The following is a 13,943-nucleotide window of genomic DNA, read 5'->3' as shown; positions in this document are numbered from 1 at the left end:
AGAAAAAAACGAATGTTACAAATAGATATTATTGAAGATATAAGAGATGAAAGATTTACTATAGAAGAAGACTGGATTAATCCAATATTTGCTAAAACATAATTTAAAAACAAAACTGGAAATTAATTATTAAAATTTCTTGGGGTAGGGGGAGGTGTAACTATTTTTAAGACCTATCGGTTTGCAGGTTTTCCAGTTATTAAAGTAAATGTTAAAAAAACAAATTTTAGTAAAAACAAATTTTTAACTGGAATTTTGATGCGAAATCTCTGTGATTATAGTATATAGCAATCAAATTGTAAATCTGTACTAGCAGTCTAGTCCTCTAGTCGACTAGCAAACTTGCTTTATTCTTAGCACTTTGTTTTTGAGCAGATACTGGTGGGCAGATGCCAAATCTATATTGGAAGCTGGAGACTGGAGACTAAACAAAAGTCACTAGTCGCCAATCGCCAGTCACCAAAACAAATAGTGACTTAGCTAGATATTAAAAGCTAGAACCTTGTTTTAACTTCTAGTACCTAGTGAGATGCTGGTTGTCAAGCTACAAATCTGTACTGGAGATTAGAGATTGGAGACTGGGGACTAAACAAAAGTCACTAGTCGCCAATCGCTAATCGCCAAAACAGATTGTGATTTAGTTTGAGATTGAAACCTAGAACCTAATTCCTAGTATTTAGTACCTTTTTCCCCTTTCAGCCCCTAGTTCCTTGTTTTAAATTCTATATAATAAAAAATATAGGTTGTAGTAATATGTAGAAAGTTATATAATATTGTTAGTATATGCTATTTGTATGATATTAACTGAAAAAGGGGGAAGTTCTGTGTTACAACTATTTAATCAATTAAATGTTGCAGCAAAATGCATAATTTTAGTGATAACAGTGATTTTTTTTACTGCTATAGTACTTAGTTTTATTATTAAAAGAAAATATGGTGAAATGCATGAAGATTTTATAAAAGGTAAAAAAAGAGGAGTATTTAGGTCTGATGTTTTAAATAGAATAATGAGTAGTTACAGGGATGCAGCTGAAAAGAAGGCAGAAGAGATTAATACACAGGCTATTATTGAAAAAGAATTTTTGTATGCATTTAAAGGAATTAGTATGGGTGAAAGATTTATAAGACAAGCAATATCACTTATGATAATTTTAGGGTTATTAGGTACGTTTTATGGATTAACTTTATCTATAAGAGATCTTGTATCACTACTTGGTAATAATGGAACATTGACGGCTACAAGCGGAATAGAAAGTTTAATAGGTGGTCTCGTAGGTTCAATAGAGGGTATGGGAGTAGCATTTATAACATCTCTATTTGGTATTGTGGGTGCAATTCTTTTGACTATTTTTAAAATAATTGTAAACGTAGATAATTTAAGGAATAGCACAATGCTTGAAATCGAAGAATATTTAGATAACACAATTGCGTTAGAATACATAAACTATGCAGAAAAGAATACTTTAGATGTTACTGTAAACAAGCTATTTAATGGTCTAAGTGAGCAAATAGAAGTTAATTATAAGAATGTTTTGGACAAGTCGTTGTCTGGTTTAATAGAAGTTCTCAAAATGATGGAAGAAAATCAACAAGATTTTAATAATAGCTTAATGTATTTTAAGAAGACTATTGATCAATTCTCAGATAATACTAGAGATTTTACTGAATTTAATTATCATTTAAGGAATAATGTTGATAGAATGAATGTTGCACTATCGGATTTTGCCGAAAAGATAAAAAATAATTAGGTGGGATGTCGCATGAAAGCAAGAAAAAGGTATTTTTCAGAAGAAAGCAGCGAGAATTTTTGGCCATCATTTACGGACATGATATCAACTATTGTTTTGATATTATTTTTCTTGATTTTACTATCTTATGTGCAAAATATTATTGTAGGTAGTAATCTTCAAAATGCTAACAAAGAACTTGAATTAGCAAATTCAAAAATAGTTAGTGCAAAGAAGAGATTAAGGAGAATACAATCTGATGTTGAAAGGGCTGAAATGGCACTTCAACTATCACAAGATAAAATAGATAAACAAGAGAAGGTTATTTTAGAGAGCAATAAGGAACTTGGAGATCTCAGGGCAAAATTGAGAAGTGTAGGTTTGATACGTGTAAATGTTTTAAAGCAAGTACAAGAATCAATTGAAAATGAATTGGGCAATAATATAAATAAAAAGAAACTGGTATCCGTAGCCGAGAACGGAAATATAATATTAAATGAGTCAATATTGTTTGATACAGGTTCTGCTGTAATAAAGGAAAACAGTAAGGAATTATTGAATAAACTTGCAACATCATTTGAAAAGATATTGGATGATGAGCAAGTAAGAAAATATATTGATGCTATTGAGATACAGGGACATGCTGATGAGAGAAAGGGTAATATTCCTAATAGCGTTTTGTCAGCTAATAGAGCTACTGCTGTTGTTGATTACCTAATGAAAGCAAATCCTAATTTAAAAGCAAAATATGGTAAATATTTTGCTGCAAGTGGATATTCATACTTCAGACCTAGAGTCAAAGGAAGTAATCCAGAAGCGTGGAGAGCAAATAGACGTATAGAAATATCAGTTATACTTAAAGATCCAAGTATAAGAAAGCTAATTGACGAGTATTTAAATGAATCAGATGAAATGTTTACAGATAAACAACAATAAGGTGAATAAAATGATAAAAAAGTCGAATGAAGATGTTAAAAATATTTTAGATATTCTTGAATCTACTTATCCAGATGCAAAGTGTGAATTAAGATATGATAGTCCATTTGAGCTACTAATAGCTACAATGCTAAGTGCACAAACAACAGATAAAAAGGTTAATGAGGTTACAAAAATGCTCTTTGAAAAGTACAAAACTCCTTATGATTTTTTAAATGCAGATATTCATGAATTAAAAAAACATATTAGAGTAATAGGACTATATAGAAATAAATCTAAAAATATTAAAAATATGTGTAAAAGTTTAATAGAAGAATATAATGGAGAAGTTCCTAAAAGCAAAGATGAGCTAATTAAATTAGCGGGAGTTGGAGTTAAAACTGCTAATGTTGTTATGAGCAATGCTTTTAATATACCAGCAATAGCAGTTGATACTCATGTTTTTAGAGTTTCGAACAGAATTGGATTAGCAAATAGTGATAATGTTACAAAGACTGAAAAGCAGCTTAAAGAAATAATTCCTAAGGAAAGATGGTCTAAAGCACATCACTTGCTTATATTTCACGGAAGAAGAACTTGTAAAGCAAGAAAACCTGATTGTGATAAATGTAGCATAAGTAAATATTGTGATTATCATAATAATAAGGTATCTTCAAAAAAATAGTCTAATATCTTTGAAGTGTTATTTTTTTAAAAGCTTTTTATTTTTAGGCATTTGAAAGAAAATAACAAGTCAAAGATGCGACGTATATTTTGTGAAATACAAAGAGTTGGGTTCCGCTGATAGTAGGTTCTATCAACGGGTTCCGACGATGAAGTAGTTCGCAAAATAGACTAGCATACTGACTAGTTATTTTTTGAAAATGCCTTAGTAAAGGAAATTCAATAAATATTGTTCAAAGTGGCTATGAACTATCGTAGTCACTTTGAATATTATAGACCCTTTATTTCTTTACATTTTTAAAGATAGCTTCACCAACAAAAAATTGTATGTTACAATGAAATTATTGATGAATTGATTGATACAATTAATTATGTTTCTGGAATAATAATTAAATGGAGGGTTAATATGGATATAAAACAAGAAGCTTTAAAAGTACACAAAGAACTCAGGGGTAAACTTGATATTGTTGGTAAAATGAAGGTTGAAGACAGACATGACTTATCAATAGCTTATACCCCAGGGGTAGCTGAACCATGTTTAAAAATTGCTGAAGATGAAGATAAGGTTTATGATTATACGATGAAAGGGAATACAGTAGCTATAGTTACAAATGGAACTGCAGTTTTAGGACTTGGAGATATTGGGGCTAAAGCAGGGCTGCCAGTTATGGAAGGAAAAGCATTGTTATTTAAAGAGTTTGGAGGAATTAATGCTTTCCCAATATGTATAGATTCAAAAGAACCAGATGAAATTATCAAAACTGTAAAATTGATTGCACCAAGTTTTGGAGGAATTAACTTAGAGGATATAAAGGCTCCTGAGTGTTTTTATATAGAGAAAAGACTAAAAGAAGAATTGGATATTCCAGTTTTTCATGATGACCAGCATGGTACTGCAATAGTTGTACTTGCAGGATTATATAATGCATTAAAGCTTGTAGGCAAGCATATTGAAAATGTAAATATAGTTATAAATGGAGCAGGTTCTGCGGGAACAGCTATATGCAAGCTTCTATTAAAGGCTGGTGCTAAGAATATTGTTATGTGTGATAAAAATGGAGCTGTAGTTGAAGGAGATACATCATTAACAAAGCCTCAGCAAGAACTTGCTAAAATAACCAACAGGAACATGGAAAAAGGAAATTTAAAAGAAATAATTAAAGGCAAAGACGTTTTTATTGGAGTATCAGCACCAGGGGTAGTTAATAAAGATATGGTTTCTTCGATGAATAAGGATTCTATTGTATTTGCAATGGCAAATCCAACACCTGAAATTATGCCTGACTTAGCTAAAGATGGGGGAGCAAGAATTGTTGCAACTGGAAGATCAGATTTTCCTAATCAAATCAATAATGTTTTGGTGTTTCCAGGTATATTCAAGGGAGCTTTAGAAGTGAGAGCTTCTGAAATAAATGAAGAAATGAAATTAGCAGCAGCAAAGGGAATAGCCAATTTAATTAGTGATGATGAACTTAATGAAGAATACATAATACCTAATGCACTTGATAAATCTGTTGCAGAATCGGTTGCATCAGAAGTAAAAAGAATAGCAAAAAAAATGGGAATAGCAAGAATTTAGAGGTAAGAAAAAAGGACAAAATAAGTTTTGTAATGGTGCAAACTTATTTTGTCCTTTCAAATACTCTTTTAGGTACATTTTGAATAGAACCTTCTCGAAGTTCTAAATATTTTTTATAATACTTCTTTGCTTGCTCATGATTACCTAAGCTCCATTCAACATCACCTAAATTAACATATGCGACTATTCTATTAGGATCGAGTTCTATTACATTCATAAGAATTGATTCAGCTTCTTTATATTGATTGATTTTATAAAGAAAATAAGCATAATTGTTATATATGGATATAAAGCTATTTAAAGAAATTATATTATTTGGATCACATGTAGCATTATAATTGTTTAGTTCCTCTACTGTAACATCTTTAATATCACATTCAAACCAAACCTTAGAATATTGTTCAATACCATAATCTAAAATTTTAAATGCTCTTTCAAAGTTTTTGTTTTCACTTTCACGTAGTGCAATATTATTGGCAAGTATTAATATTGGTTTAGGTAAAGAATAAAATTCAGTGTATGCATTAGGTTTTACTAGATTTTTTTCTTTTTCTGAAATATTCATTAATCCCTCAATATCTTTACTTTTCAATAATTTTGTCTTATTTATATAGAAATCTTTTGTATCATCTTGCACTTTCTTTTCAACAATCTTAAATTTAATTCCATTCCATTCTAATGTGTAATGAGTTATAGCTGCATTAAATGGATCATGACTATTAATAAATAATCTGTTATCTTTTACATCAATTTCAAAATTAGATAAATTTATTGCTGTATTAGATACTTTGTCCAAAAATTTAATATTAGAAAAATCATAATTACACTCAAAAAGGAAAATATCCGAATTAGTAAAAGCTATTAATTGTTTAGACATTCCCTTAGATACATTACCCAAGTATACTTCATAAAGGCTTTTATGAACTTTAAATGTATCTAGTTCAGATAAATCCACATTTAAATCTTCTATAAGCATAGAATTAATAGATTCAAATACGTTGTCATTTTTGTTATCTTCACACAATTTTACAGGTTGTTTAAATGTGGTAAGAGTATTGTTAGTTGAAAAAGTAAATGCTTTATCTGAAACATCTATACTTTTATTTTTTATATTTTTGGTTTCTTTATGTGAAACATTAGTTTTTGTTATATCAGTTTGTTTGGTATTAGAACTATTGCTGTTGCCACATCCAACAAGCAATATAAACAAAAGCATAACTATTATATAATTAATAATCTTCATATTTATCCCCCAAAATTTATATACAATTTTTAATCGTCAGTTTCTAGTACAAATTTGCAACTTGATTGCTAGCATCTGTTTACAGATACTAGGTGCTAGATTTCAATCTCTGACTAAGTTACAATATTGCTTTGGCGACTGGAGATTAGCGACTTTTGTTTAGTTTCCAATCTCTAATCTCTAGTCTCCAACACAGATTTATGACTTGAAAACTAGCTTCTTATTAGGTATTATATGCTAGGTATCAAGTGTTAGGAATTGAAACACAATGTGCTAGTTTCTAGTACGGTTGTCCATACTCACATTATATCAGAAATCATGGGAAATAAAAACACGTTTTATGTGCGTTTTAGCCAATTACATATTTCATCAATTGCAATTAGGCATTTGAAAGAAAATAAGAAGTCAAAGATGCGACGTATATTTTGTGAAATACAAAGAGTTGGGTTCCGCTGATAGTAGGTTCTATCAACGGGTTCCAACGATGAAGTAGTTCGCAAAATAGGCTAGCATACTGACTAGTTATTTTTTTGAAAATGCCTTAAGTGATTTCCAGTTTGACAATGTTGTATATAATGATCATATAACACCATTATAGCACTCTGAGTTTAGTAAAAAGGATTTTTTTGCTTTCATTAAATTGAGATTTTGCATAATAAATTGTATAATATGTGTGAAACGATATTCCAAAGGAGATGTGGGCAATGCAAAAATCAAAAGTTGTTGAAAGATTTTTAAAGTATGTTTCATTTGATACACAATCAAATGAGGAATCTAATACAGTTCCTACAACTGAGAAACAGTTAGAATTAGCTAGAGAACTTGTAAAAGAATTAGAGGAATTAGGAATGTCAGAAGTATCAGTAGATGATAACGGATACGTTATGGCAACATTACCTTCGAACAGTGACAAAGAATTACCTACAATAGGTTTTATGGCACATATGGATACTGCTCCAGATATGTCTGGTGCAAATGTTAAACCTAAATTTGTGGAAAACTATGATGGAAAAGATATAATACTAAACGATGAAAAGAATATAGTATTATCTCCTAAAGATTTTCCAGATTTAAAGAATTACATTGGTAAAACACTTATTACAACAGACGGGACAACTCTTTTAGGTGCAGATGATAAAGCCGGCATTGCCGAAATAATGACAGCATTAGAATATTTAATAAATAATCCTCAAATTAAGCACGGAAATATAAGAGTTGCTTTTACACCGGATGAAGAAGTAGGAAGAGGACCTCATCACTTTGATGTTGAAAAGTTTGGAGCTGATTTTGCTTACACAATGGATGGCGGTGAAATTGGTGAAATTAATTTTGAAAACTTTAACGCTGCAGGTGCAAAAGTTATGATCCATGGTAGAAATGTTCATCCAGGTTCTGCTAAAAACAAAATGGTAAATTCAATGTATATTGCAAGTGAATTTATTGCAAAATTACCTAAAGAAGAAACACCAGAAAATACAGAAGGATATGAAGCATTTTATCATTTATTAAACATAGATGGTAATGTTGAAGAAACTGGTCTTCATTATATAATAAGAACTTTTGATAGAGATGATTTAGAAAATAGAAAGAATTTCATGACTAATATTGTTGAAGAATTAAACAAAAAATACGGTGAAAATACTGTAGAAATTGAAATTAATGATCAATATTTCAATATGAAAGAAAAAATTGAACCAGTTAAGCATGTTGTTGATAATGCTTTAAAAGCTATGAAAGAAGTTGGGGTTGAACCAAAAATATTACCAATAAGAGGTGGTACAGATGGTGCTCAGCTTTCATTTAAGGGATTACCAACACCTAATCTTTTTGCTGGTGGTCATAATTTCCATGGTAAATTTGAATATGTACCAACATTTGCTATGGAAAAAGCAGTTGAAGTAATAATTAAAATAGTAGAATTATATGCTGAATAAAAAAATAAGAAAAAAGATTACCCCTGGGGTGGTGTTTCAACCCCAGGGGTAATCTTTTTTTATTTTATTATCTTTTAAGGGGTTAATCTTAATTTTAAACTCATAGTTTTTTCATAGCGTACTATTGTTACATTTATTACATCACCAGCTTTGTGTTTTTGTTTTAATTTATTTAAGTCATCAAATGTTTTAACGTTTTTGCCATCAAAATTTACTATAATGTCGCCAGGTTGCAAACCAGCCCTTTCAGCAGGTGAAAACTCTTCAACTTCTTGTACATAAATACCAACAGGTATATTATAAGTTTCAGAAAGTTCTTTTGTTACTTCTCTTCCACGGATTCCAATCATCAATCTTGGTTTGATAAGATTTTCTATTTTAGGTTTTATTTGATTTATTGGAATTGCAAATCCTAAACCTTCTATACCATTTCCAACACTTTTTTCAGTATTGATTCCAATTACTTGACCATGTGAATTAACAAGAGGTCCACCACTATTACCAGGGTTTATAGCTGCATCTGTTTGTATAAATTTAATATTCTTTTTGTTGTCAATGGATCTATTTAATGCACTAATTACTCCAGCAGTAACAGAACCTAAAAGTTCTTTTCCAAGTGGATTTCCTATTGCAACAGCAGTTTCGCCAACTTGAAGTTTATCAGAATCACCAAATTCTGCAACAGCAGGCATTTTAACATTATCGGTAACCTTAATTACTGCTATATCATAATTTTCATCGTAATTTATTAGCTTTGCATTAGCTTCTTTTCCATTATTAAAAATAACTTTAATTTTTTGAGTGTTATCAACAACATGATAGTTAGTTAATATATAACCATCCTCACTAAATATTATACCAGAACCCATGCCTTCAGATGCTGGAATCTGAAAACCCCATACATCTGCTCTTGGAAATCCTTTAGTCGAAACTCCAACTACTGCTGGTCCAACTTTTTTTGCGATTTCTGGAATTGTAAGTTTTCTTAAATTTTCATCAATGTTAGATGATAACAATGTGTTTTTAGGTTTTACATTGCTATTTAATAATGACTTATTTCCTGTACTATTGGCAATGACTGTTTTTGGATTTATTGTGTTTGAATTTTTAGCTAATTTCATAGTAGCAATAGAAGCTCCTATACCACTAAATGTTGAGCAGAATATAGCTACAAGTACATATGATAAAATCTTTTTTCTTTTAGATTTTTTACTATTAGATTTAACTTCTTTAAAATCATGAGAAATTTCTTGTGATATTTCTTGACTCGTAATACTATTGTTGATGATTTCATGATTTTGATCCATAATAACCACCCTTTCTAAAAATTTATTATTTATAACTTCTGATTATATGATAAAATTGTTTTGTGACAATTATGTTACAAATTCAAAAAAAATAATACTAAAAAATTTTCAAATTTTTAGTATTATAACTTTTGATTTTTTTAGTGCTTTGAAATCAGAATCTAATGTAATAAAGTAATTTATATTGTTATATTCCGCACATGCAATATGGTACGAGTCATTAACGGACATCATATACTCTTTCATGTATTGTTTAGCTAAGTCAACTGTTTTTCTATCAATTGACAAATATTTTAGATTTAAAGAATTAACCAAAAGAGAATGAAGTTCTACAGCTTTTACATAATATATTTTGAGTAAATCCTTTTTCCAATCAGATTTAGAAATATTATAAAAATATTTATTGAAAGGAATACGATTATATTTTTCGAGTTTTCTTTCTTTTATAATTTTTCTATCGTGTTTATTAAAACACGATATTATCAGATTTATATTTGATTTTGAATTTAGTGGTTCTGTTTTTAGAGCGGAATATTTAATGTCATTAATAAATAATTTTTTAGTAATATTATTTAACACTTCAGCTGATATAATGTCATTTATATACAAATTGCAACCCGAATTCATAAGGACTTTTAGTGTTAAAATGCATTCCTTATTTTTAGGGTCTTTATTGTACAACAGTGTTAACATATAGCAAGCATCTAATAAAATTTTTGTGTTATTATTGAATATTATACCGTTAAATGGGTAATCTATAATATTAATTTTGTATACCCGTTGCCAAAACCTTATAAAACTCTATAAAGCTTGTTTAATTCCCTGTTCAACCTATCCCATTTTACCGAAGCTACTTTAGATAGTTTTATAGATTTTTATAATAGTTCTGCAACAGTCTACCTCCTCCCAAATTACTACTTAAACAAGGAACAAAAAACAAGGATACAAAAGAAGAAACCAGGAATTAGGTGCTAGGTTTTAATCTCTAACTAAGTCACAATCTGCTTTGGCGACTGGTGATTGGCGATTAGTAACTTTTGTTTAATCTCCAGTCGCTAGTCCCTAATCTCCAGTACAGATTTGTAATTTGACAGCTAGCAACTATTTAAGAACAAAATTTAAATATTAATATCCATCAAAGTCACAATCTGCTTTGGCGATTAGCGATTGGCGATTGGCAACTTTTGTTTAGTCCCCAGTCTCCAATCTCTAATCTCCAGTACAGATTTGTAGCTTGACAACCAGCATCTCACTAGGTACTAGAAGTTAAAACAAGGTTCTAGCTTTTAATATCTAGCTAAGTCACTATTTGTTTTGGTGACTGGCGATTGGCGACTAGTGACTTTGTTTTAGTCTCTAATCTCTAGTCTCCAGTCTCCAGCTTCCAATATAGATTTGGCATCTGCCCACCAGTAGCTGCTCAAAAACAAAGTGCTAGGAATAAAGCAAGTTTGCTAGGGTACTAGAGGGCTAGTGCAGATTCGTAACTTGATTACTATATACTTATAATCACCAAATGTTTTTATATACATTTAGGAAATCGCATAACGATTTCAACATTAACTGGTAACTAGCCACCTGGAAAACTAGCACTCTTATATTAGTTTTCATCAAAGTCACAATCTGCTTTGGCGACTGGTGACTGGTGATTAGTGATTAATAATCGCTTTGTTATATTATATTATCAATTAAGGGAATATATACAACAATAAATGATGAATTAGTCTCCGTCAAATAGGTCACCAAATACATTCAATGAACTTCCTTCTCCCCTATGACTTCCTCCAGTGCGAGGAGCAGATGAAATTACTTTATCAGCTAATCTAGAGAAAGGAAGAGATTGAACCCAAACTTTACCAGGACCTGTAACAGTAGCAAAGAATACACCTTCACCACCAAAGAAAGCAGTCTTGACATTTCCTACATATTCAATATCATAATGAACATCTCTTGTCATAGCTACGAGACAACCTGTATCAATTCTTAGCATTTCTCCTGCTGAAAGTTCTTTCTCATATATTGTTCCACCAGCATGTACAAATACTAAACCATCTCCTTCTAATTTCTGGAGTATAAATCCTTCACCACCGAAGAAACCGACTCCTAATTTTCTTTTAAAGTCAATTCCTATTGAAACACCTTTTGCAGCACATAAAAATGCATCTTTTTGACATATAACTCTACCACCAAGCATACCTAAATCCAATGGGATTATTTTGCCAGGATATGGCGATGCAAAAGAAACATATTGTTTTCCATATCCTGTATTGGTAAATAGAGTCATAAATAAGCTTTCACCTGTAAGAATTCTCCTGCCTGCACCAAAAAGTTTATTCATAAAACCACCTTGTGAATTTACAGAACCATCTCCAAAAATGGTTTCCATTGATACTCCTTGAGTCATCATCATCATTGCTCCGGCTTCAGCAACTACGCTTTCATTTGGATCTAGTCCAATTTCAACAAACTGCATATCATCTCCATGGATTTTGTAGTCAATTTCATGTGAATTCATAATTATTCATCTACCTTTCATTTATATAATTTTTGAAAGCAATTCTTGCAAATAACGGTTTTACCTTTGTTTGCAGAGATGCAATCTTCTTTTCTTATTTTTTTACCACATATTGAGCATAATGTATTTTTTGATGAAGCAAAATCATTAGTTGGAATATTAATATTTTTTTTATGACTATTATATGACAAATTTTTTTTGTTTGGAGGTGGTGAATATACTATTGGTGACTCTTCTGTCTCCCTTTTTTTTACGTTATAGTCAATATAATATATGCTCTCGCCAAATAATTCAAGTTCGAATCTTGGATTTTCTTTATCATAAAATTCCTCTATTATAAGTTTTCTTATTTGAGCATCATTTACTATTATTCCGCTTTTTTCAATACCATCAAATATACTTTTTGTAATGTTGTTTGTATCAGGATGTCTTTTCATGCTTTTATAATATACTTTAAGTACTGCAATTATGGATTCATCAATTAATGTGTCTGGATTTTGGGATTTAGCACAAAAAGCAATTTCTTCTTCGTATAATGCATATCTATCATGATATTTACCTGAATTATAGGGTAAAATAGCTCTACCCTGCATATTAAAAAGTTTAAAATTTGATTTTGAAATAGGAGATCCTTGTACTATTATTTTTGCATATGACTTTTTCATGTTAAATTCTCCCCCAATTTATTAATAGTCCCCAGTCGCTAGTTTCCAGTCTCCAGTACAGAGTTAAATTGAGTTTGCCAGTCGACTAGAGGGCTAGATTGCTAGTACAGATTTGGTATTTGTACATCAGTATCTACTCAAAAACAAAGTTCTAGGTTTTAATCTCTGACTAAATCACAATTTTCTTTGGTGACTGGCGATTGGTGATTAGTAACTTTTGTTTAGTCCCCAGTCTCCAATCTCTAATCTCCAGTACAGATTTGTAGCTTGACAACCAGCATCTCACTAGGTACTAGAAGTTAAAACAAGATTCTAGCTTTTAATATCTAGCCAAGTCACTATTTGTTTTGGTGACTGGCGATTGGCGATTAGTAACTTTTGTTTAGTCTCCAGTTTCCAGCTTCCAATATAGATTTGGCATCTGCCCACCAGTATCTGCTCAAAAACAAAGTGCTAGGAATAAAGCAAGTTTGCCAGTCGACTAGAGGGCTAGATTGCTAGTACAGATTTGGTATTTGTACATCAGTATCTACTCAAAAACAAAGTTCTAGGTTTTAATCTCTGACTAAATCACAATTTTCTTTGGTGACTGGCGATTGGTGATTAGTAACTTTTGTTTAATTTCCAGTCGCTAGTCCCAAATCTCCAGTACAGATTTGTAATTTGATAGCTAGCATCTTATTAGGTACTAGGATTAATCAAGTTTGCTAGTTTGCTAGAGTACTAGGCTACTAGTGCAGATTCACAACTTGATTGCTATATACCTTCAATCAGCAAATGTTTTTTATATTGAATTTAATAAATTGCGTAGCAATTTTATCATTAGCTGGTAACTAGCCCACTGATAACTAGAAATCTTGTTTTAAAAGGGTTCTAGGGTAAATTGAGTTTGCTAGTTTGCTAGAGTACTAGGCTACTAGTGCAGATTCACAACTTGATTGCTATATACCTTCAATCAGCAAATGTTTTTTATATTGAATTTAATAAATTGCGTAGCAATTTTATCATTAGCTGGTAACTAGCCCACTGATAACTAGAAATCTTGTTTTAAAAGGGTTCTAGGCTAAATTAAGTTTGCTAGTGCACCAGAGTACTAGGTTGCTAGTGCAGATTCACAATTTGATTGTTATATACCTGCAATCATCAAATGTTTTTATATTGAATTTAAGAAATTGTGAAACAATTTATACCTTTACTAGCAAACTAGCCGACTTACAATCTATCATTAAAGAAATCGTGTAACGATTTCAACCTTTACTATTCTCTATTCACTATTCTCTATTTAATGTTCACTATTCTCTAAATAAAGGTTTCCTATTTTATTATATCATAAAAATTTGCTTACTCACTGTTATTGAAGTATAATGTCTTTGA

General features: G+C 30.6%; 10 protein-coding genes. 5 read left to right on the top strand and 5 right to left on the bottom strand.

The genetic code is table 11. The features are described 5' to 3' along the window. Positions 1 to 824: 824 nt before the first annotated feature. From CLTEP_RS07170 to CLTEP_RS07155, 4 genes are all read left to right on the top strand, one after another. Positions 825 to 1,748 carry a MotA/TolQ/ExbB proton channel family protein gene (locus CLTEP_RS07170; RefSeq protein WP_066824725.1) on the top strand — a complete coding sequence of 308 codons (924 nt, stop codon included), beginning with the start codon at positions 825 to 827 and terminating at the stop codon, positions 1,746 to 1,748. A 12-nt stretch (positions 1,749 to 1,760) separates the two neighbouring features. After that, positions 1,761 to 2,663 (top strand): OmpA family protein, encoded by a 903-nt coding sequence (locus tag CLTEP_RS07165; RefSeq protein WP_066824722.1) that lies wholly within the window; start codon positions 1,761 to 1,763, stop codon positions 2,661 to 2,663. Positions 2,664 to 2,673: 10 nt separating this feature from the next. Further along, positions 2,674 to 3,327, top strand: a complete 654-nt coding sequence (nth, locus tag CLTEP_RS07160) for an endonuclease III (protein WP_066824718.1) — start codon at positions 2,674 to 2,676, stop codon at positions 3,325 to 3,327. Positions 3,328 to 3,732: 405 nt separating this feature from the next. Next, positions 3,733 to 4,905, top strand: coding sequence for an NAD(P)-dependent malic enzyme (locus CLTEP_RS07155; RefSeq protein WP_066824715.1), 1,173 nt, complete (start codon positions 3,733 to 3,735; stop codon positions 4,903 to 4,905). 43 nt (positions 4,906 to 4,948) lie between these two features. Here CLTEP_RS07155 and CLTEP_RS07150 read toward each other — a convergent pair whose 3' ends face one another. Continuing rightward, the gene (locus tag CLTEP_RS07150; RefSeq protein ID WP_066824712.1) at positions 4,949 to 6,148 is read right to left on the bottom strand and encodes a tetratricopeptide repeat protein; all 1,200 of its coding nucleotides are present in this window, start codon (positions 6,146 to 6,148) and stop codon (positions 4,949 to 4,951) included. A 704-nt stretch (positions 6,149 to 6,852) separates the two neighbouring features. On the opposite strand from CLTEP_RS07150, the gene pepT reads away from it, so the two are divergent. Further along, entirely contained in the window at positions 6,853 to 8,082 is a 1,230-nt protein-coding gene (gene pepT / locus CLTEP_RS07145; protein WP_066824709.1) for a peptidase T, read from the top strand. 74 nt (positions 8,083 to 8,156) lie between these two features. Here pepT and CLTEP_RS07140 read toward each other — a convergent pair whose 3' ends face one another. From CLTEP_RS07140 to CLTEP_RS07125, 4 genes are all read right to left on the bottom strand, one after another. Next, positions 8,157 to 9,389 carry a S1C family serine protease gene (locus tag CLTEP_RS07140; RefSeq protein WP_066824706.1) on the bottom strand — a complete coding sequence of 411 codons (1,233 nt, stop codon included), beginning with the start codon at positions 9,387 to 9,389 and terminating at the stop codon, positions 8,157 to 8,159. Positions 9,390 to 9,497: 108 nt separating this feature from the next. After that, positions 9,498 to 10,082: a type II toxin-antitoxin system VapC family toxin gene (locus CLTEP_RS07135; protein WP_084364740.1), complete on the bottom strand. Its 585-nt coding sequence runs from the start codon at positions 10,080 to 10,082 to the stop codon at positions 9,498 to 9,500. A 1,027-nt stretch (positions 10,083 to 11,109) separates the two neighbouring features. After that, positions 11,110 to 11,904: a TIGR00266 family protein gene (locus CLTEP_RS07130; protein ID WP_066824696.1), complete on the bottom strand. Its 795-nt coding sequence runs from the start codon at positions 11,902 to 11,904 to the stop codon at positions 11,110 to 11,112. Between the two features lie 17 nt (positions 11,905 to 11,921). After that, positions 11,922 to 12,569 (bottom strand): RusA family crossover junction endodeoxyribonuclease, encoded by a 648-nt coding sequence (locus CLTEP_RS07125; RefSeq protein ID WP_066824693.1) that lies wholly within the window; start codon positions 12,567 to 12,569, stop codon positions 11,922 to 11,924. Between the last annotated feature and the right edge of the window lie 1,374 nt (positions 12,570 to 13,943).

The sequence above is a fragment of the Clostridium tepidiprofundi DSM 19306 genome (assembly GCF_001594005.1).
Taxonomy (GTDB): domain Bacteria; phylum Bacillota; class Clostridia; order Clostridiales; family Clostridiaceae; genus Clostridium_AC; species Clostridium_AC tepidiprofundi.
Note: the sequence above shows the minus strand (reverse complement) of the source record. Positions and strands in the feature narration are given on the sequence as shown.

Coding starts and splice junctions, on each gene's coding strand:
- CLTEP_RS07125 (WP_066824693.1), bottom strand. CDS start 12,569: ATGAAAAAGTCATATGCAAAAATAATAGTACAAGGATCTCCTATTTCA.
- CLTEP_RS07130 (WP_066824696.1), bottom strand. CDS start 11,904: ATGAATTCACATGAAATTGACTACAAAATCCATGGAGATGATATGCAG.
- CLTEP_RS07165 (WP_066824722.1), top strand. CDS start 1,761: ATGAAAGCAAGAAAAAGGTATTTTTCAGAAGAAAGCAGCGAGAATTTT.
- CLTEP_RS07140 (WP_066824706.1), bottom strand. CDS start 9,389: ATGGATCAAAATCATGAAATCATCAACAATAGTATTACGAGTCAAGAA.
- CLTEP_RS07135 (WP_084364740.1), bottom strand. CDS start 10,082: ATGTTAACACTGTTGTACAATAAAGACCCTAAAAATAAGGAATGCATT.
- pepT (WP_066824709.1), top strand. CDS start 6,853: ATGCAAAAATCAAAAGTTGTTGAAAGATTTTTAAAGTATGTTTCATTT.
- CLTEP_RS07155 (WP_066824715.1), top strand. CDS start 3,733: ATGGATATAAAACAAGAAGCTTTAAAAGTACACAAAGAACTCAGGGGT.
- nth (WP_066824718.1), top strand. CDS start 2,674: ATGATAAAAAAGTCGAATGAAGATGTTAAAAATATTTTAGATATTCTT.
- CLTEP_RS07150 (WP_066824712.1), bottom strand. CDS start 6,148: ATGAAGATTATTAATTATATAATAGTTATGCTTTTGTTTATATTGCTT.